Annotated in this window: 18 protein-coding genes; 7 read left to right on the forward strand and 11 right to left on the reverse strand. The window is 39.4% G+C overall.

Going from position 1 to position 18,858, the window contains the following annotated elements; genetic code table 11:
- Window positions 1-13: 13 nt before the first annotated feature.
- Both F3D68_RS02100 and gltX read right to left on the reverse strand, forming a co-directional pair.
- Complete coding sequence (locus F3D68_RS02100) at window positions 14-304, reverse strand: hypothetical protein (protein ID WP_151192871.1); 291 nt, start codon at window positions 302-304, stop codon at window positions 14-16.
- A 177-nt stretch (window positions 305-481) separates the two neighbouring features.
- Window positions 482-1,900 (reverse strand): glutamate--tRNA ligase, encoded by a 1,419-nt coding sequence (gene gltX / locus F3D68_RS02105; RefSeq protein WP_151192872.1) that lies wholly within the window; start codon window positions 1,898-1,900, stop codon window positions 482-484.
- Between the two features lie 363 nt (window positions 1,901-2,263).
- Between gltX and F3D68_RS02110 the strand changes: the two genes are divergently transcribed.
- On the forward strand, window positions 2,264-3,157 hold the full coding sequence (locus F3D68_RS02110) for a cation diffusion facilitator family transporter (protein ID WP_151192873.1): 894 nt from the start codon (window positions 2,264-2,266) through the stop codon (window positions 3,155-3,157).
- Between the two features lie 2 nt (window positions 3,158-3,159).
- Here the strand turns inward: F3D68_RS02110 and F3D68_RS02115 are convergent, their stop codons facing one another.
- Both F3D68_RS02115 and F3D68_RS02120 read right to left on the reverse strand, forming a co-directional pair.
- Complete coding sequence (locus F3D68_RS02115; RefSeq protein ID WP_151192874.1) at window positions 3,160-3,588, reverse strand: NfeD family protein; 429 nt, start codon at window positions 3,586-3,588, stop codon at window positions 3,160-3,162.
- A 20-nt stretch (window positions 3,589-3,608) separates the two neighbouring features.
- Entirely contained in the window at window positions 3,609-4,559 is a 951-nt protein-coding gene (locus F3D68_RS02120; RefSeq protein ID WP_151192875.1) for an SPFH domain-containing protein, read from the reverse strand.
- A 155-nt stretch (window positions 4,560-4,714) separates the two neighbouring features.
- Between F3D68_RS02120 and F3D68_RS02125 the strand changes: the two genes are divergently transcribed.
- The 3 genes from F3D68_RS02125 to F3D68_RS02135 are packed head-to-tail and all read left to right on the forward strand — an operon-like array spanning window position 4,715 to window position 7,776.
- Complete coding sequence (locus tag F3D68_RS02125; RefSeq protein ID WP_151192876.1) at window positions 4,715-5,407, forward strand: response regulator transcription factor; 693 nt, start codon at window positions 4,715-4,717, stop codon at window positions 5,405-5,407.
- A gap of 4 nt (window positions 5,408-5,411) precedes the next feature.
- Window positions 5,412-6,665 carry a sensor histidine kinase gene (locus tag F3D68_RS02130; protein WP_117002290.1) on the forward strand — a complete coding sequence of 418 codons (1,254 nt, stop codon included), beginning with the start codon at window positions 5,412-5,414 and terminating at the stop codon, window positions 6,663-6,665.
- Complete coding sequence (locus F3D68_RS02135; RefSeq protein ID WP_151192877.1) at window positions 6,646-7,776, forward strand: hypothetical protein; 1,131 nt, start codon at window positions 6,646-6,648, stop codon at window positions 7,774-7,776. The genes F3D68_RS02130 and F3D68_RS02135 overlap by 20 nt, the downstream gene beginning before the upstream one ends.
- 354 nt (window positions 7,777-8,130) lie before the next feature.
- Here the strand turns inward: F3D68_RS02135 and F3D68_RS02140 are convergent, their stop codons facing one another.
- From F3D68_RS02140 to cyoA, 6 genes are all read right to left on the reverse strand, one after another.
- Window positions 8,131-9,999, reverse strand: a complete 1,869-nt coding sequence (locus tag F3D68_RS02140) for a cation:proton antiporter (protein ID WP_151192878.1) — start codon at window positions 9,997-9,999, stop codon at window positions 8,131-8,133.
- A 166-nt stretch (window positions 10,000-10,165) separates the two neighbouring features.
- Window positions 10,166-11,050, reverse strand: coding sequence for a heme o synthase (gene cyoE, locus F3D68_RS02145; protein WP_151192879.1), 885 nt, complete (start codon window positions 11,048-11,050; stop codon window positions 10,166-10,168).
- Window positions 11,008-11,346, reverse strand: a complete 339-nt coding sequence (gene cyoD / locus F3D68_RS02150; RefSeq protein ID WP_151192880.1) for a cytochrome o ubiquinol oxidase subunit IV — start codon at window positions 11,344-11,346, stop codon at window positions 11,008-11,010. Before cyoD ends, cyoE begins: the two co-directional genes overlap by 43 nt.
- 1 nt (window position 11,347) lies before the next feature.
- Window positions 11,348-11,953: a cytochrome o ubiquinol oxidase subunit III gene (gene cyoC / locus F3D68_RS02155; RefSeq protein ID WP_117002296.1), complete on the reverse strand. Its 606-nt coding sequence runs from the start codon at window positions 11,951-11,953 to the stop codon at window positions 11,348-11,350.
- Window positions 11,950-13,980: a cytochrome o ubiquinol oxidase subunit I gene (gene cyoB, locus F3D68_RS02160; protein ID WP_151192881.1), complete on the reverse strand. Its 2,031-nt coding sequence runs from the start codon at window positions 13,978-13,980 to the stop codon at window positions 11,950-11,952. The genes cyoC and cyoB overlap by 4 nt, the downstream gene beginning before the upstream one ends.
- Before the next feature lie 24 nt (window positions 13,981-14,004).
- Window positions 14,005-14,997 (reverse strand): ubiquinol oxidase subunit II, encoded by a 993-nt coding sequence (gene cyoA / locus F3D68_RS02165; protein WP_224728207.1) that lies wholly within the window; start codon window positions 14,995-14,997, stop codon window positions 14,005-14,007.
- A 252-nt stretch (window positions 14,998-15,249) separates the two neighbouring features.
- Here cyoA and F3D68_RS02170 point away from each other — a divergent pair, with 252 nt between their 5' ends.
- Complete coding sequence (locus F3D68_RS02170; RefSeq protein ID WP_151192882.1) at window positions 15,250-15,504, forward strand: type II toxin-antitoxin system Phd/YefM family antitoxin; 255 nt, start codon at window positions 15,250-15,252, stop codon at window positions 15,502-15,504.
- The gene (locus F3D68_RS02175) at window positions 15,497-15,760 is read left to right on the forward strand and encodes a Txe/YoeB family addiction module toxin (RefSeq protein ID WP_117002299.1); all 264 of its coding nucleotides are present in this window, start codon (window positions 15,497-15,499) and stop codon (window positions 15,758-15,760) included. Before F3D68_RS02170 ends, F3D68_RS02175 begins: the two co-directional genes overlap by 8 nt.
- Before the next feature lie 19 nt (window positions 15,761-15,779).
- Here the strand turns inward: F3D68_RS02175 and F3D68_RS02180 are convergent, their stop codons facing one another.
- Window positions 15,780-17,588 carry a hypothetical protein gene (locus F3D68_RS02180; protein ID WP_151192883.1) on the reverse strand — a complete coding sequence of 603 codons (1,809 nt, stop codon included), beginning with the start codon at window positions 17,586-17,588 and terminating at the stop codon, window positions 15,780-15,782.
- Between the two features lie 215 nt (window positions 17,589-17,803).
- Here F3D68_RS02180 and F3D68_RS02185 point away from each other — a divergent pair.
- Window positions 17,804-18,858: transposase (locus tag F3D68_RS02185; protein ID WP_151192884.1), on the forward strand; the 1,055-nt coding region annotated here is incomplete at its 3' end.

Genomic DNA, 18,858 nt, shown 5'->3' on the forward strand with positions numbered 1-18,858 from the left:
ACAATCGCGTAGTCTAATGCTTTGAACCGTGAAAGAGTGACAACAATAAACAGATGATAAACACAAGCCATGGAATGACTATCGTCACCTCACCAAGCAGAATCGCAAGATTCGATTGCTTTATTAGTGGGAAGTAATACGCCAAAGTCATGGCAAAAACGATAGCAATTATTCCAGTAAAAAGTGCATAAATAGTGACTTTATCTAATCTTTTAACTTGCATACAATACATTCCCGCCAACCACGTTTGAGCACTTAGTATGCCGCGCATTGCCAAGTGTGTCCAGTGTGTTATATACACCATACCCATCGCGAACCATCTTACAGTATTTCTGCCATTGAATTTCTCGCACTTTTAGGTGATTGGCTCTTGCTAAGAGTCCTAGCTATTAGCTGCAATCCAATCACCCAAAATCATCAAAAACTTCCTCAACATTAAACACCGCAAAATAATTCACGATGGGTATATGCTTTTTAGATTTTATTCACCAATGAAATCGATCGCTTTTTGTAAGCGTGAAATAACACGCTCTTTACCAAGCCACTTCAAGGTTAAGCCGATATCCGGTGACTGCCCAGAACCGGTTACAGCAACACGTACGGGCATGCCAACTTTCCCCATGCCAAGATTTAACTCGCTGGCCGTATCCTTTAATAAATGATGCAATGCAACTTCATCCTGCCAACTCTCATCATTTAATTCCTTTGCCTTATTTTTGACATGCTGCAGCACACTGGCTGCATCTTTAACTAAATGCTTATGAGCCGCTTTTTCATCAAATCTATCAAATTCACGATAAAAATAAGTAGATTGCTCTGTGAGTTCTTTTAACGTTTTTACTTTTTCCGCCATCACCGGAATAAGCGCATCAAACGCAGGTCCGTTATTAACATCTAAGCCTTCAACCTGAAAATGATAAATAAGCTCTTTTGCAACCTCTTGTGTTGGCAAATGACGCATATAGTGCTGATTAAGCCAGTTTAATTTTTCGGTATTAAATGCTGACGCTGAGGCATTGATATCATCTAGCTCAAAATATTCCAAAATCTCATCCAGACTAAAAACTTCTTGATCACCATGCGACCAACCTAAGCGAATAAGATAATTAATCAGCGCTTGCGGCAAATAACCCTCTTCTTTGTATTGCATCACACTCACCGCGCCATGACGCTTGGAAAGTTTCTTGCCATCATCACCCAAAATCATTGGCACATGTGCAAATACAGGCACTTTAGCGTTTAAAGCGTGATATAAATTGATCTGACGTGGTGTATTATTCACATGATCATCACCACGCACCACATGGGTGATCTGCATATCGCTATCATCGACAACCACACAAAAGTTATATGTCGGCGCACCATCTGAGCGCTTGATAATTAAATCATCCAACTCACTATTGGCAATCGTGATTTCGCCTTTCACCGCATCGATCCAGCTCACCGCACCTTCTTCTGGGTTCTTAAAACGAATGACATGAGGCTTTGAAATATCTTCTTCACTGACATCAAGGTGGCGACAATGTCCATCATAGCGTGGCTTTTGTTTATTTGCCATTTGCGTTTCTCTTAATTGATCCAAACGCTCGCGCGAGCAATAGCAGCGATAGGCTTTACCTTCTATCAACAGCTGATCAATAACTTCTTGATAGCGATCAAAATGCTCAGTTTGGTAGTATGGCGCACTATCGGCATGTAGCCCTAGCCAATCCATGCCATCTAAAATTGCCTGTACAGCTTCTGGTGTTGAACGCTCAAGATCAGTATCCTCCACACGCAATACAAATTCACCGTTATTTTTACGCGCATAAACCCACGAAAAAAGTGCAGTTCTTGCGCCACCGACATGCAAATACCCCGTAGGACTTGGGGCAAAACGCGTTTTTACTCTTTTAGTCACGTTATCTACCTTAATTAATTTTATCTTTAATTAAAAAATATTACTTACTGAAAAACGCTGACTAGTGTACTGGAAAAGACAATACTAATAAACCATGATGTTATTGCTAAGATCTGCATTTTTGCTTTTATCTTTGAGCAAATGACTGTTACAATGAGTCACTTTTAAGCAATTTCACGGCACAACATATCGCCGCTTTTTTATGTCTTTAATGCCAAGCTGTCATCTCAGTAATAGTTATTCATTTTCAAGCATTATTTATTTACTCAAAAATCCTTAGCGTCCTTTTGGTTCTTAATTTTCATTTTTTTAGAATATCCCACTGTAAATAGAAACAAATACCATCACACTTAAGGTAGAATCATGAGTACTCAAACCTCACAAATGATTGAGGCAAAAACCCTAAAAGTTAATTTTATTCTCTCCATTGTCTATGTGCTATTTAGCTTAGTAATTGTCTACTTTGCACAATCTTTAACGGTGCTGCTAGATGTCGGCTATTCAGTCATTACACTACTAATCTATGCTGCATCACTCTATGTAATCAAGAAAATCAACCAACCTGCTAACAAACGCTACCCTTATGGCTATCATCGCTTAGAGCCTGTTTTTGTACTCTTACAAGCTGGCTTTATCTTAATCGTTGCAGCAAGTGTTATCATTATGGCAATTGTTAACCTAGTTACTCACGCCATAACACCCAACTATTTATTCGCTTTTATCGCCTCTGTCACAGGCACCCTGACTTGTAGCATAATGTATTTTTACGTTCGCAATGCTGCGCGCAAAACAGGTTCAAAAATTTTGAATGCTGATGCAGAGCTGTGGAAAGCAGATGCATTACTTAGCGCCTCCGTTGATATCTCGCTTGCTATTGCCCTGATATTAGTATTTTTTGGCTTACCGCATTTTGCCATCTACATCGATCCTATTATTGCTATTATTATGGGACTCCTGATTACTATCAAACCGTTAAAACTCATCAAAGAAGCAGGACTTAACTTATTAGACGCATCGGTTGCACCTGAGTTGCGTGAAAAAATCACCCAGGCAGCCAACCTAATTTGCGCTAATCAAGGCTTAAGCATTCAAAACAGTATCGTTACCCAATCTGGACGTTTTTTATTTGTTGATGTGCATTTAAAGCTTCCGCAAACTTTACCAACGCAAGAGTTGCGTAATTTAAAAGCAACCTTACTAAAACACTACAAGGACAATCATAAAGAAAATGTCGTTTACGTTTACCTAAGCATCTAATCTTATACCTTTCTTGCAATAAAGCTTGTTGATTGAACATCTAAAATCTCAACCGAATCACCGACCTTGGCATCCTCGACCAACACACGCCATTCAGTGTCACCAATCCTTGCTTTGGCAACGCCTGAGTGACTTCTTTGCGTGATCACAACAGTCCTCCCGATATAACGCCCCAAGCGATCATTGACATCAAGTTGCACATTATTTTTTTGCTTACGCTTTTTCAGAAAAAAATACCCCAACAGCATTGAGCCTAAGGCAAAGACACCTGCCAATAGCAATTGCCAATTGATCGGCAACTCAGGATAAAACCACATAATCACCCCCAGCAGAAAGGCTGATATGGCAAAAAACAAGAAAAACATCGTTAAAGTAAAAATTTCAATAATAAGCAAAATCCCCATTAAAACCCACCAATGCCAATACAACATATTCTATCCACCTTAATTTGTCATGCTTTAACCTGCATCGACTTTAACAACTCACTGATCCCGCCAACAGAACCTATGATATTAGATGCCTCTAATGGCATCATAATTGTTTTACTGTTATCCGATGACGCAATCGCGCCCACTGCTTCAATATACTTTAATGCCACAAAGTACTGAATCGCTTGAATATCTCCTTTGGCGATGGCATTAGAAACGGTTTCAGTGGCAACTGCCTCGGCTTGCGCTGTCCGCTCACGTGCCTCAGCTTCACGAAATTGCGCTTCTTTATAACCTTCGGCTTCTAACGCTTGTTTCATTTTTTGTGCTTCTGCAGCAAGAATCTCAGATTGTTTTTCCCCTTCGGCCTTTAATATAGCCGCTTGACGCACCCCTTCAGCACGCAAGATCTCAGCACGCTTCTCACGCTCTGCTTTCATCTGCTGCGCCATTGCGTCTAATAGATCGCGTGGAGGTGTAATATCTTTAATCTCGACACGAACGATTTTAACACCCCATGGATCCGTCGCCTCATCTAGCACTGACAATAGTTTAGCATTCATAAAGTCACGATTCGACAGCATTTCATCCAAATCAATCCCACCTAAAACCGTACGGATATTCGTCATGATTAAGTTTTCTAATGCTAGGGGTAAATCATTGATCACATAAGTGACCTTCTTTGCATCAAGTACTTGGAAAAAGGCAACGCCATCGACTTGGACACTGGCGTTATCGCGACTGATAACTTCCTGCTTTCTGACATTGAGCACGGTCTCTTTTAAACTCACGCGACTACGCACGCGATCGATTAGCGGGAAAATGATATTTAACCCCGGATGCAAGGTTTTATAGTAGCGCCCAAAGCGCTCGACCACAAACTCTGATGCTTGTGGCACCACCTTGACGGAGGTAAAAACAAACACAATTGCTAAAACAATAATCACTATAGGAATCAATGCGTGAAGTGCCATGTTACTACTCCTGTAAAGCTAACTTACGCACCAAAGTGTAGTTAGTTTCGCTTAACTTTCCAAGCATTTGCAGTAAATCAATCTGATTTGTTTTACAACTCAAAAAAAACATCTACACTGAAGGTCACAATCATGTACGATATATACGCTTGCTTATGGATACTATTGCAATTATTGATGATGAACGAGACATTCGCGAAGGACTTGCTAGCTACCTTCAACAAAACCACTTTGATACTGCTGTATTTGAAGATGGTTTAAGCTTTTTAGAGGATTTTCATAAACGTGATTTTTCCTTGGTGATCCTTGATGTGATGATGCCTAAAATCGATGGTCTTGAGGTTTGTCGTGAATTAAGAAAAAAATCGAGCGTCCCCGTGATCTTCTTATCGGCAGCTGGAGAAGCATTTGATCGCATTTTAGGACTTGAAGTCGGTGCGGATGATTATATTAGTAAACCCTTTAATCCACGTGAGGTGCTTGTGCGTGTTAAAACAGTTTTGCGCCGTCGCGGCAATACCAGCAATAGCACCCATGGCGCGATTGAAACAAACGACTGGGTGATATCCCCTAATAAGCGCACATTAACCTACCCTAATGGCGAAGAAATCAAGTTTACACCGGCTGTTTATGAGCTTTTCGAATACCTGTATCAGCACAAGGGTGAAACCGTCTCGCGCGAGCAAACCTTTGAAGCGCTTTTGAAACGTCCCTTTGAAGAGTTTGATCGCACAATTGATATTCGCATTAGTCGGCTACGTAAAATGCTTGATAACAACCCTCAAGATGGCACCAGCTATATCCAGACAGTTAAAGGCGCTGGTTACTTATTTGATTTAAAAGACTAAAGATATGAATATCAACCTTCGCAAAGTCATTCGCAGTCAAAAAAAGGCTTTTCATATCGGCATCAGTTGTGCATTTTTTTTAATCTTCCTGCAATTTATTACCTCAAGTTACTATGTTTATTCCGGCATCAACTTTCAACGCTCAGCTGAGATTAAAAACTACGACCCGACAAAACAAAATGGCATATCAACCTTAAGTTTATTTGATCTAGCTAACATCGAAACTAATGAGGACAACTATATTCATGATCGCTTTGCTTTTTATTCAACTTTCCCATCATGCACTCAGTTAGGCATTTCACAATTGTTGAATAAAGTTGAAAAACCAATTAATAAATGTGAGAGCTTTTTAAATAGCAACGGGACGTGGCTTAATGTCGTTTATTACTCAAAATTCCAACTGAATACCCCTGTTAGCATTGTCTTTGGCGTTGTTGTTAGCGTGTTATTTTTATTTATTTTGTTATTTTTAATTCAAATTAAATGGAGTATTCCTTTTTTTGAATTCCAACGCTTCGCGCAAGATATGGGACTTCGTCTTGAAGCCACACCGATCCAAATGCAACACGGAATTTTCGCTAAGGAAACTGCAGATACCTTTAACTTCATGCAAGATCGAATCAACCATGTATTAACCTATCAAAACAAGCTTCTTGCAATGACCTGTCATGATATCAGAACACCGTTAGCACGCATTCAAGGGCGCCGTTTACAAGATCAAAGTGAACTATCAATCAAGGATCAACGTGACATTCACGAAATCAATCATATGCTTGATGATCTTGTCCTTTTCTCCAAAGAAAACTGGCTAAGTGGTATTCAGTTTGAACAGACTAATGTTTGTGATTTTTTTGATGAGCTTATTGCTGAATACATCGAAAATAATAAAAATGTACGTCTTATCAATCAAATGGATGATGATTTAGAGCTTGATCTTAAGCGTCCAGCGTTCAAGCGTGCTATTAACAATATCATTAATAATGGGCTTAAACATGGCACCGAAGTGATGATCACTTTACAAACACGTTTAAAAGAATCATCCAAGCCATCACTGATTATTGATATTTCAGATAATGGGCCAGGCATTCCAGAAAATGAAATCCACAATATATTCACCCCTTTTTATACAGGCTCCTCCAAGAAAAAAGGCAATGGCTTGGGACTTGCTATTACCAAAGAAATTATCGATATTCACCAAGGAAAACTGAAGGTCAGTAATGCTACAAATGGAGGGCTTAATGTTCAGATTGTTATCTAAAACATGGCAGCTTAATGCATTATTGCTGCTTTGCTGCTTAATCTTTTCAGGTATTGCTTTTACCTTATACTCTGCTTTTATCATTCAAAAAGTTGCTTTGCACGATGTTTATTACAATAGCCGCCTGTACACATCCACCTATCACTTTTTACTGGTGAGTTTGTTTTCACTGGGCTTTTTCCTGCTGCCTTTTTTAAATATCTTCTCACGCAGCTTTAACCATAGGCGGCTACTCACGATTTGTCTTGCAGTACAATTTATCTCAATACTTATACTTTATTATCACTTCAACTTTATGAGTCTTTTGTTCTCTGTCGTATCGATGTCCTTAACAAATATTATCTTTGTGCTGATCATCTTAAATTTATGGGCAATAACCCCTGCTAAATATCGTTTTTTTGTCATCTCAATCAGCTACGCAATTAAAACGGCTATTCTGACGGCTTTTTTTAATGCCACCTATAGCTACCATCAAACCGTTGATAATCCTTACTTTCTATTGATTTGCACTATTTTTATTATTATCAGTGCTACTTCCTTATTATTTTGCAGCTTAAATATTCAAAAAAAAGCAGCATATCATAGCTATACCGATCATTTATTTATCAATATCTTTTATCTTATGCGTCACTCGCGTGTTTTTTTCAAAACCACTGCAATTGCGATTATTATCACGGTAATCTCTATTTACTTAGATAAAATCAAATTTCAGGCACTTGTACATTATAGCGATTACTTAACACCTAGTTTGTTTTTAAAAACAGCCCCAATTAACCTCTTACTAGCAGCGATTATTTGCTATATCGCCAGTATCAAGAGGCTCAAAACTCAGCTTGCCATCTTACTTATTGTGATCTTTTGTGTTAGTTCTATTACTTTACTCACCATGCTGTATTTAAGTAGCAATATCAGTATTAATTTATTTTTTAGCTCATTATTTATTACTGATCAAGCCATTGGCTTTCTTGCCTATGCTTTTATTATTGGTATTTGTATCGATAAATTATTGAATGAGTTCAAACGCAGTCAAGTGTTTGCCTTTAGCGTCTTTTATGTCCTCACTGGTGTGATGGTGTGGACGATTCTGCAGATCTTAAATGCAGTATTTTAGAAGGTATATCTAATGGCACTACCTTTAGGAGGATTAATAACCATCCATGGCAGCTACGCATTGGATCCTTGCGCCATTCTGGCTCAGGATGACAAGTCAGGGAACGCGTCATTGCGAGCATGGATGCGTGGCAATCCAGTTTGCCAAGGATGGTTGATGTCTGCTCTTTGCAAAGCTTATATTCACAAGCTACTTCTTAAGATAGTGGCATTAGAACGTATATCCTCAAGTTACGCAAGCTCGGCACTCCTTTTGCAAAGCATAGGTTTGTTACCTCTCTCCTCGCGGGATTGCTCGTACAGCTCAGCTGTGCGGGTGAGGGCTAATTTAAACTTAACTTAGCTTGTTTGATCACTATTCCTCATCGCTCTCAGCCACCCAATTTTCAGGTGGCATCAGGTAAACCACGCGCCAACCTGCTTCAGGCGTGTATTGGCTATCAGGAGAAACGACGTGAATTTGTGATTTTTTATTGATATAAAATAGTGGAATTGCCTGTTGGTTAAGGGACAAAAACTGCTCCCAATTAAACTCATTACTAATGGTTGTCGTTTTAACTTGCCCACCTTGCTTGATAATACTTCTTAATGTTTGATAAGACAGATCTTTACTGAACAAACGCTTTGCGTATTTCTTAGTAAGATACGTGAGCTTAGAATTCGCTTTGTTTTGTGCTGTTGGCAAGACAAATACAGATGCTCGCCCATCAAATTCACGATAATACTTAACCGCTGCCAAAGTGTTCATCTGCTCACTTGACGAGCAACCAAGCATGCGTCCAATGCCCACCAAATTCAAATGCCAATCAGCATGCTCTGATACCGAGCTGCCATAATAACAGGTTAAGCCTTGTAAACGACACGCCTGAACACTACGCCAACTAGTATCAGCAAGTACGACATGCACATCGTTATTATGAAGCTCCTTAGCAATGCTTCGAGCTAAGGTATTGCCACCAATGACCAAGAATCCGCGAGGCTCAGGTGCCGATGCATGTAATATTTTTGCCAAAAATGGCGACGTGAGACTCTGGATAATTACCGTACCTAAGATAATCATAAAAACAATAAGAACCAAGAGCTCCCCCTCTTGTGGCAAGCCCAAATTTTCAATGACCTTGATTGAAAATAATGCAGCTACGGCAGCCGCAACAATCCCGCGAGGTGCGATCCACCCCACCATCACTCGCTCACGCCAATTAAGCTCACTGCCTAAAGTTGAGAAGCTCGCAGCAATTGGTCTGACAATAAATTGCAATATCAGCACCAAAATAATTGCTTTCCACCATACAGCCTCTAAGTACTCAAAACTAACATTCGCACCCAAAATAATAAATAAACTTGATATTAAGATAAGGCTTAAGGATTCTTTAAAATCAAGAATTTCCTCAATATGGGCATTAGGCATGTTACCGACGATAATCCCCATAATAGTGACAATCAAAAGCCCGCCACCTTCAACAATATGCTCAGCAATCACAAAGCTGGTAATAACAAAAGACAGCACAAACATATTATTTAAATAGCTTGGCACCCACTGCTTTTTAAGCACGGTACCCAATAAAAACCCAGCAACCAAGCCACCTATACCACCAACGAGGAATACCAATAGAATATGCACGGTGATATGCCAAAAGGCATTGTATTGCGAAGCAGTAATCGCGGTAAAAACAATCACAGCTAACAGCGCACCAATCGGGTCAACCAACATCCCTTCCCAACGGATGATATTGGCAAGCTTTTCTGTTGGGCGCACGCTACGCAAAATTGGTACAACAACCGTAGGACCACTGACTGAAGATATCGCACCAATAAGAGCTGCAACCTTCCAAGAAATATCAAAAAGATAATGCACTAGCAAGGTTGTTAGAATCGCGGTAATCAAAAGCCCAATGGTCACAATATTTCTAACGGTTCCACCCAAGCCTCTAATTTCTCTAAATTTCAGACTCATACAGCCTTCAAACAGTATAATTGCCACACAAATTGAGACAATTGGATATAACATATCTTTAAAGACAAGTGTCGGGCGCAAAAACTGGTAATGATCACCTAAAACTAACTGACTGACAGGTCCCAATAAAATCCCAACAATCAATAAAAATAAAATTGCCGGCAATCGCAGACGCCACGCTAACCATTGACAAGCAAAGCCCAACAATAAAATAACCATTAACACAATAGGGATATAGGTTATTGAGGCAAAAAAGTTACTAACTTCCACGTAGGTCGTCTTCCTTGTTGGTTTAATTCCGGATAATTGTAGCAAACAACTTAATAAGCGAAAGTACTTTTTCACCGTCTTTGCTTACAGCATACTAATATCATAGAGGCAAAGAGCAGTTATCCGTAGTGGCAATTCATGAATTGCCACTACCCATGAATTACCCCTACACTGCCATAAAAATGCTCAATAAGGTAATACTCACAATGGAGAATATAAACATCTTGCGCGCCCAATGGGCTTTATCTTCAGCCTTAAATCCTTTAATACTCAATGCAATCCATGCAATCCCTAAGATAAAGGCAACAGCTAAATACAACAAATGGACATGTGCAACCACTGCTAACATTAATGTCGCAATAACATATAATACAACAAAAATAAGCGCATTAACTTGAGTATACAGCATGCTACGTTTAAGTGGTAAGACAGGGATATTTGCTGCGGCATAATCATCCTTGCGATAAATTGCAATCGCAAAGAAGTGCGGCATTTGCCAACAGACTAAGATAATAAATAGCGTCAATGCAACTGCATCAAATCGATTCGTCACTGCGGTATAACCAATGACTGGCGGAACAGCACCAGAAATAGCACCAACCACTGTCCCAAAAATTGAGCTTCTCTTAAACCATAGTGTATAAGCCACGACATAGGCAAATAAGCCAATGGCGGCAATAATTACCGTTAGGTTATTTGTTCCTAGATACAATGCCATAAAACCAACAATGCCTAAGATAAATGCATAACTTAGGGCAAAACGTAACGATACTAAACCACAAGCAGATGGTCGCTTTTGTGTACGCTTCATGAGCTGATCAATATCGCGATCGATATAGTTATTCAAAACGCAGCCACAGGCGATGACAAATGCCATACCAATGAGTGCACTTAAAAAAACGATCCAAGAAAAATTACCTTGTACCGCAACAAAAAAACCACCGCACAAGGTAACGATATTACCGAAAATAATTCCCGGCTTGATAAGTTTAATGAGTTTCATTAACGTTACATGACCATCATCATGCTGCAAAGATTGAACATAATCCATAACGTACCGATAACTAGAATTAATACAACAATCACTGCAAATATGAAGCTAATCATATTCCAGCGTGCTTTTGAGTCTGTACTTAAGTGCAAAAAGAATACTAACTGCACATACAATTGGATAAGTGCCAAAATCGCTACCGAGATATACAGCCCAACTGGAGAGAAGACTTTAAACCCAACTAAGCTAAATGCGATAACGGTAATAATGATTGATAATACAAAACCGGTGATATAGGTTTTGTATGTGCCATATGCCGCACCCGTTTCGTGATCGTATAAATGTTCGCCTGCCATATTAGATTGCTCCCATTAAGTAGACAACTGAGAATACAAAAATCCACACGATATCCAAAAAGTGCCAGAACAAACCTAAGTAGGTTAGCTTTGTTTTGCTCATTGGCGTAATACCATGCTTACGGATTTGAAAAATCATACTCACAATCCAGATTAAACCAATGCTTACGTGCAAACCGTGCGTTCCCACCAAGGTGAAGAACGACGATAAAAATGCACTTGTCGCCCAAGTATGACCTTCCATATATAAGTGATGGAATTCATACAGCTCCATAATGATAAATCCTAGACCAAATAGGAATGTCACCCATAACCAACCCGTAATCACTTTGATGTTACCTGAGTTGCGCGATAGCATTGCCAGACCAAAGGTAAAGCTACTGATCAATAAGAGCATGGTTTCAATAAATACAAATGGTAAGCTAAATAGCTCTTTGGCACTAGGTCCACCAAATGTATGGGTGTGAAATACCGCATATACTGCAAACAAAGTCGCAAATAATACGCAGTCACTCATAATATAAATCCAAAAACCAAATACGCTTTTGGAACCATCATAGTGGTGGTGATGTTCACCGTGATGGTTTTCTACTGCTGTAGTACTCATACGCCCACCTTCTTCATTTTTTCAATTTCACCTTCAGTTTCTTCAACTTCTTTGGCTTTCACATAGTAATCAATATCGTAATTAAACGAACGTGAAATCACGGAAGCCAGAATACCTAACAACCCAACGCCTGCTAGCCACCAAATATGCCAAACCATAGCAAAGCCAAAGGCCAAGCTAAACGCACCAATCGCAAAAGCAACTCCAGTATTTCTTGGCATATGAATATCTTCATATGGGCGCTTTTCAGCTTCAGGGCGATTCTCGATATTTAAGCCCTTTTTCTTGTGCTCCCAAAAGCCATCTAATGAATCAACCACAGGATCATGCGCAAAGTTATAAAAAGGTGCAGGAGATGCTGTTGCCCACTCTAGTGTACGCCCATCCCAAGGATCACCTGTTAAGTCACGGTTTTTATGACGATCTTTGATACTTACAATAATCTGAATGATTTGCAACAACACACCAATAGCAATCAACATTGAACCAATCCAAGCCACAATCAACCATGGTTGGAATCCAGTTGACGCATCATAATGATATAAACGACGCGTCATGCCAATAGCGCCTAAATAGTAAAGCGGCATAAAAGCAACGAAGAAGCCAACAATCCAGAACCAAAATGACCATTTACCTAAGCGCTCGTTAAGCTTAAAGCCAAACATTTTAGGGAACCAATAGATAAGTCCGGCAAAATAACCAAACACAACACCACCAATGATCACATTATGGAAATGCGCAATCAAGAATACACTGTTATGCATCTGGAAATCAACACCTGGCACGGATAGCAATACACCGGTCATACCACCAATGGTAAATGTTACCAAAAAGCCCATTAACCAGTACATTGGTGTGGTAAAGGTGATGCGTCCGCGGAACATAGTAAACAGCCAGTTAAAGATCTTAACCCCTGTTGGAATTGCAATCACCATTGTCATAATACCAAAGAAGGCATTCACATTGGCGCCCGCCCCCATCGTGAAGAAATGATGCAGCCATACCGAGAAGGCAAGAATCGTAATAACAATACTTGCGCCAACCATAGTGGCATAACCAAATAGCTTCTTTTTAGAAAACACAGAAACAACTTCTGAGAAAATACCAAAGGCTGGCAGAATCAAAATATAAACTTCAGGGTGTCCCCAGATCCAGATCAAATTAACATACATCATTTGATCACCGCCACCACTGACAGTAAAGAAATTTGTACCTATATAACGATCTAAAGTCAATAATGCTAACGTCACCGTTAAAACTGGAAATGCCGCAATGACCAAAATAACAGAACAAAGTGATGTCCACGTAAATACCGGCATCTTCATTAATGTCATGCCTTTACAACGCATTTTAATGATGGTGACAAAGAAGTTAACACCCGTCATCAAGGATCCTATACCGGATATCTGCAGTGCCCATATCCAGTAATCAACCCCGACCCCGGGGCTAAAAGCGGTCTCCGAATAAGGTGGATAAGCCAACCAACCTGTATGCGCAAAATCGCCGATTAATAGCGACATATTAACCAAAACCACACCAACTACAAAAAGCCAGAAGCTTAATGAGTTAAGGTATGGAAAGGCCACATCACGCGCGCCAATTTGCAAAGGAATGGCAATATTCATCAAACCAAACATCAATGGCATTGCCACAAAGAAGATCATAATCACACCGTGAGCAGTAAAGATCTGATCAAAATGCTGTGGAATCAAATAACCAGTACTGTCACCTGATGCTAAAGCTTGCTGTGTACGCATCATTGCTGCGTCGACAAAACCACGAAACAGCATGACGAGTGCGACAATGATATACATAATACCAATTTTTTTATGGTCTACTGTTGTGAACCATTCACGCCATAAGTAGCCCCATTTTTTGAAGTAGGTCAAACCACCTACCAATAACAACCCACCAACAACAATAAAGATAAACATTCCAAGAATGATCAACTGCTGGCTTACGGGTTCCCACAAATACGGGAAAGCTGTGTGCGGATCACTCAACCTTCCAATCAATGCTTCTAACATATTCGTTCCCTATTTATTCACACTTTAGTGGCTCATTTCTGACATATGATGCATATGCCCCATCATGCCGGGTTTATAGTTTGGCATCATGTAATACATAACAATGTCATTAAACAAATTCTTATCGACTTGACCATAATAAGTCACTGGATTATTAATCGATTGTTTTGCCAAATGATCCCAGAAAAAGTCCCAAGTTAGATCTTTCTTCGATGTTTTAGCCTCAAGCACCCACTTATTAAAGTCAGCCTCAGATGTGGCATCTGCATAAAATTGCATATGCGCAAAACCCTCACCTGTATAGTTAGCCGAGAAGCCACGATACTCACCTGGATTACTTGCCAATAAATGAAGCTTAGTAATCATACCAGTCATCGCATAAATCTGACCACCTAATTGCGGAATAAAGAACGAGTTCATAGGAGCTGCTGATGTGATTCTAAAGTTAATCGGATGTCCAACAGGGATAACGATTTTATTCACTGTTGCGATATCATATTGCGGATAAATAAACATCCATTTCCAGTCCAATGCCACCACCTCAATTTCAACAGGTGCTTTATCAGATTTTAGTGGTTTGTACGGGTTAAGTGAATGCGTTGTCACCCAAGTTACAATACCTAAAATCAAAATAATCACACACGGAATCGCCCACCAGACGATTTCAAGTGCTGTGCTGTGTGACCAATCTGGACGATACTTTGACTTGGTTGCAGAGTCGCGATAGCGCCATGCAAACCAAAACGTCAAGAAAATCACTGGTATTACCACGATTAACATTAACAAAATAGCAAATATCAATAGCCTAAGCTCGTGATGCGCGATAGGTCCTTGCGGATCTAGCACACCTGAGGAACACCCCCCAAGCAACATTGCTGGCAATAATACCAACAATGCAACAAACGGCTTAGCTAAAGGCTTTTTGCGCTTTAATTTTCTGCCTCCAACACCTGACAAAGACAATGGCTTAACCATCCTTTTTAGTGTGGATACAAAAAAGTACAAGTACTTGATCATATCGATTTCCTTAGTTCCTTTATATCTAGCTAAGTTATTGGAAAATAACTTAGCGCATAGTATAACTATTTTTTTCCTAATTAAAACTGGCATGATTGACTTTATGGCTAAAAGGTATTTATCACATTTAAAACATGAATGATTATTAGCCACAACTATTTAGTATTCATAACTTACGTCTAATTTTTTATTTGAACAATATATTGTTCAACTCTATAATGTCATTAACAATCATAATTTAAGAGGTGATCTATGAGAATCGTAAATTTTTCATCCGCTCGGAACAACTTTAATCGCATCCTTGATCAAACAGTTGAGGATTATGACTATACGGTAATAACAAGACGTGACAAAGAAGATGCTGTTGTTTTGCCTTTAAGTCTTTTCAACAGCTATTTAGAAACTATGCACTTACTACAATCACCCAAAAATGCTGCTCATTTAATGAAAGGTATTAAAGAGTACAAAGAAGGCAAAGCTCAAGAACGAGATCTGCTTGATGAATAAGATTATTGCATTCGTTAGCGATGCTTGGGAAGATTACCTTTACTGGCAAACACAAGATAAAAAAACGTTAAAACGTATCAATAAACTGATTATAGATTGCAAACGTTCTCCTTTTGATGGTTTAGGGAAACCAGAGCCGCTTCTTGGAAACTTAAGCGGCGCTTGGTCAAGACGCATCGATCAGGTGAATCGCCTTGTATATATGGTTGATGCATCACACATCACGATTATTTCATGCAAAGGGCATTACGATTAAAGTAAATAGATTGAGTTTCTTAATGATTGATCAAAGCACCTGCTATAGCATCACTACCACCGCTAGTAACATATATGAGTTGATTCGTTATTGGAGAGATAGCTGTAGCGCTATTCAATGGGAAGCCGACATAACTCACTGTCCACGCACCTGTATTGGTCTCAACATCATTCATAGATTTTACCTGCATATTAGCTGAAGTAGCACTTACAAGAACCATAGCATCATTATAGATTGTCATATCTTGAAGCTTCATATCAGTAGGAGTTTCTATCTTAGTTGCTTGAATATCGCCACATTGATTATTTAATGCCGTCACCTTACTTAAGTCCATATGATAAAGGCTATCAGAGCTTAAGATATATAAGTTATTCATACTATTATAAGCAACCACTTTTTTAACTTCCGATAGCTGAGAAAATCTACAATTTTTGATTTGATTGCCATCAACAATAAATGTTAATGTATTATCACTATTTTCAACAATTGCAATTTTTTCAATAGCATCATCTGCTTTAATATTGATCTTATCTACAGGCATTGCACTGAATACAGTATTGCTATCATCACGCAGAATCTGATAGCCTGAAACTGCTTTTATTCCTGTGGCTTGTAATGTATTAGGGCTAAGATACCCATAGATCATCTCATCATCTGGATATAGGATGTCAAAATGACACTGATCAGGCGTAAGCTCAAAGTTACCATCATCAATAATTTTATAATCATTATTATCGATTGCTAAGGCATAGCGCCCTACTATCATTGCCTGAGACTGATCATAGCGACATATAAAATCACCTGCTGCAGTTGTTAGTGCTAATGCCAGATCATCATCGTTAATACTTTTTAAGGCATAAGAGGTAATGCCACCACTATCAGCCGTCAAATCTATCAACGCATCCCACGTGATCCCATAATCTTTAGATGCATAAATGCCATCATCTCCGGCACGATATATTGAATCACCCATTTTAGTAAAGCCATTGGCTGTAAGTCTTGGTAACCTTGAAAGTGCAGTTACATCCTCGCTATTTGCTACAACATAAGGTGTACTTCCTAATAAAAACATATTAGATGCATTGAAAAACTGCGGATCTCCAACGCCACTCATTAACTGCCATGTATTACCGTTATCAACAGACCACACAATACTGGTGGGTGCTTCATTATCAAAAAGATTACCCTGATAAACCAGAGCAAACAATCTATCATTTAGCTCCCCCAATAGTTTAAAATGCCCCGATAATGCATCGTGAGGCAAAGTAATATCATTGACAGGGATAAGCGCTTGCTTGTTATTTAACTCATAAATACCAATCGATGCTTTTCCAACATCCATATCAGGTGCTAAGAGTATATTAACATAAAGTCTGCCAGCGATATTTCGCAATCCGCCTTTTTCAATATAGCCATAGTCACTGCCAGTGAGCATTGATAAGTCACCACCTATGCTTTGCCATGTGTGTGCATTATCTGCAGAAACTAAAAGCTCCACATTGCTTAACTTCGGATCTTCGCCATTGCTATATGATAAATAAAACAAGCCCTCAACATTAATTAAATTAGCTTCTGTTTTTGGGCTATATGGGGTAATGGCAGCACTCATTTGCCAGCTTACGCCATTATTATCTGAGCTTATGCTAATCAGTTCATTCTTATCATTGACGGCAAGGCATGCAATGGACTGACCATTAAAAGCGCAATCACCTTGGGCGGGCATTTGCTGATCAAACCCAATAGCCATTGCCACGCCACTTTGTTGCCAATGCAACCCATTATCATTTGAAACCCACAACGTTGCCGATTGACGATCTGCCGCAACCATTATATATAAATGACCTTGTCCCAAGTTGGTAAATTTTTGATTACAAAGCATTCAAATCGAACTTTTTTTGCAATTTCATGCCCCTCAAACCCTTATTCCTACGTTCATTTTATGTCAAAATCACTTTTGTAGTGCCATAATATATGTATTTGCTATTGCTTATGCTTGCAAACTCTGATAAAGTCAGCTCAATACAAAATATCACTGCATAATTTATGTACATACGCAAAACAAAAACACGCACCATCGCTGATATCACCTACTACAGCTATCGTTTAGTTGAAACGATGCGCATGGCAAGCGGCAAGGTGCGCCAAATTACACTCTTAAATCTAGGCAGTAGCTATACTGCCATTGATGAGTCAGAATGGACATTGTTAACCGATCGCGTTAAAGACTTACTTCATGGTGCTGAGCATGCGCTATTGAGTGTGGATGATCATATTGAAGCAGAAGCACGTCGCTTAAGTGCTCTTGTGATTAAAAAACACGGTGAAGCGTTATTTAATACAACACCGACAGAATCGCACTATGAGCAAGTAGATATTTCCTCTGTTGAATCCTCTGATATTAAAAGCATTGGTGCCGAAAGCCTTGTCCACAAAGCAGCGCAAGACCTGCATTTGCCAAAGGTTCTAAGCACATGTGGTTTATCCAATAGCGAGTGCCAAGACGCGCTAGCCACGATTTTAGCACGCACATTGTACCCTGCCAGTGAGGTGAGGACGTGTGAAGTTTTAAAAACCAAAAGTGCGCTAGATGAGGTACTACAGACTGATTTTAGCACCTTACATAAGAATCGCCTGTACCGCATTTCAGATGTCCTATTAAAGTCTAAAGATGCCATTGAAGAAGCCTTATACCAAAGAGAGAAAACATGGTTTCAATTTGAGGAAATTGTGACGCTTTATGATTTAACCAATACCTATTTTGAAGGTCAATCATTGGGCAATGAGCTAGGCGCTTTAGGACGATCAAAAGAAAAACGCAGCGACTGCATGTTAGTGACCTTAGCACTGGTACTGGATGGTTCTGGGTTTATCAAAAAGAGTCAGTTGTTTAAGGGTAATGTTTCTGAGCCAAAAACATTAGAGGAGATGGTTAAACCTTGTAGCAAGGAAGCTATTGTGGTTATGGATGCAGGTATTGCGACAGAGGACAATATCCAATGGTTGACAGAGCATGGTTATAAGTATTTGGTGATATCACGTAAACGTAATTTATCCTTGCCAGAGGACATTTCAGGTGTTGTTGTCAAAGAAGATCAGGA

This window comes from Cysteiniphilum sp. JM-1 (assembly GCF_008711525.1).
In the GTDB taxonomy this organism is placed as follows: Bacteria; Pseudomonadota; Gammaproteobacteria; order Francisellales; family Francisellaceae; genus Caedibacter.

Excerpts from the sequence above, each read along its gene's own strand:
- F3D68_RS02110 (WP_151192873.1), top strand. The coding sequence starts at position 2,264 with ATGAGTACTCAAACCTCACAAATGATTGAGGCAAAAACCCTAAAAGTT.
- F3D68_RS02135 (WP_151192877.1), top strand. The coding sequence starts at position 6,646 with ATGTTCAGATTGTTATCTAAAACATGGCAGCTTAATGCATTATTGCTG.
- F3D68_RS02115 (WP_151192874.1), bottom strand. The coding sequence starts at position 3,588 with ATGTTGTATTGGCATTGGTGGGTTTTAATGGGGATTTTGCTTATTATT.
- F3D68_RS02120 (WP_151192875.1), bottom strand. The coding sequence starts at position 4,559 with ATGGCACTTCACGCATTGATTCCTATAGTGATTATTGTTTTAGCAATT.
- cyoD (WP_151192880.1), bottom strand. The coding sequence starts at position 11,346 with ATGGCAGGCGAACATTTATACGATCACGAAACGGGTGCGGCATATGGC.
- F3D68_RS02125 (WP_151192876.1), top strand. The coding sequence starts at position 4,715 with ATGGATACTATTGCAATTATTGATGATGAACGAGACATTCGCGAAGGA.
- F3D68_RS02130 (WP_117002290.1), top strand. The coding sequence starts at position 5,412 with ATGAATATCAACCTTCGCAAAGTCATTCGCAGTCAAAAAAAGGCTTTT.
- F3D68_RS02100 (WP_151192871.1), bottom strand. The coding sequence starts at position 304 with ATGGTGTATATAACACACTGGACACACTTGGCAATGCGCGGCATACTA.
- F3D68_RS02180 (WP_151192883.1), bottom strand. The coding sequence starts at position 17,588 with ATGGTTGCGGCAGATCGTCAATCGGCAACGTTGTGGGTTTCAAATGAT.
- F3D68_RS02175 (WP_117002299.1), top strand. The coding sequence starts at position 15,497 with ATGAATAAGATTATTGCATTCGTTAGCGATGCTTGGGAAGATTACCTT.
- F3D68_RS02170 (WP_151192882.1), top strand. The coding sequence starts at position 15,250 with ATGAGAATCGTAAATTTTTCATCCGCTCGGAACAACTTTAATCGCATC.
- cyoE (WP_151192879.1), bottom strand. The coding sequence starts at position 11,050 with ATGGATTATGTTCAATCTTTGCAGCATGATGATGGTCATGTAACGTTA.
- cyoA (WP_224728207.1), bottom strand. The coding sequence starts at position 14,997 with ATGATCAAGTACTTGTACTTTTTTGTATCCACACTAAAAAGGATGGTT.
- cyoB (WP_151192881.1), bottom strand. The coding sequence starts at position 13,980 with ATGTTAGAAGCATTGATTGGAAGGTTGAGTGATCCGCACACAGCTTTC.
- cyoC (WP_117002296.1), bottom strand. The coding sequence starts at position 11,953 with ATGAGTACTACAGCAGTAGAAAACCATCACGGTGAACATCACCACCAC.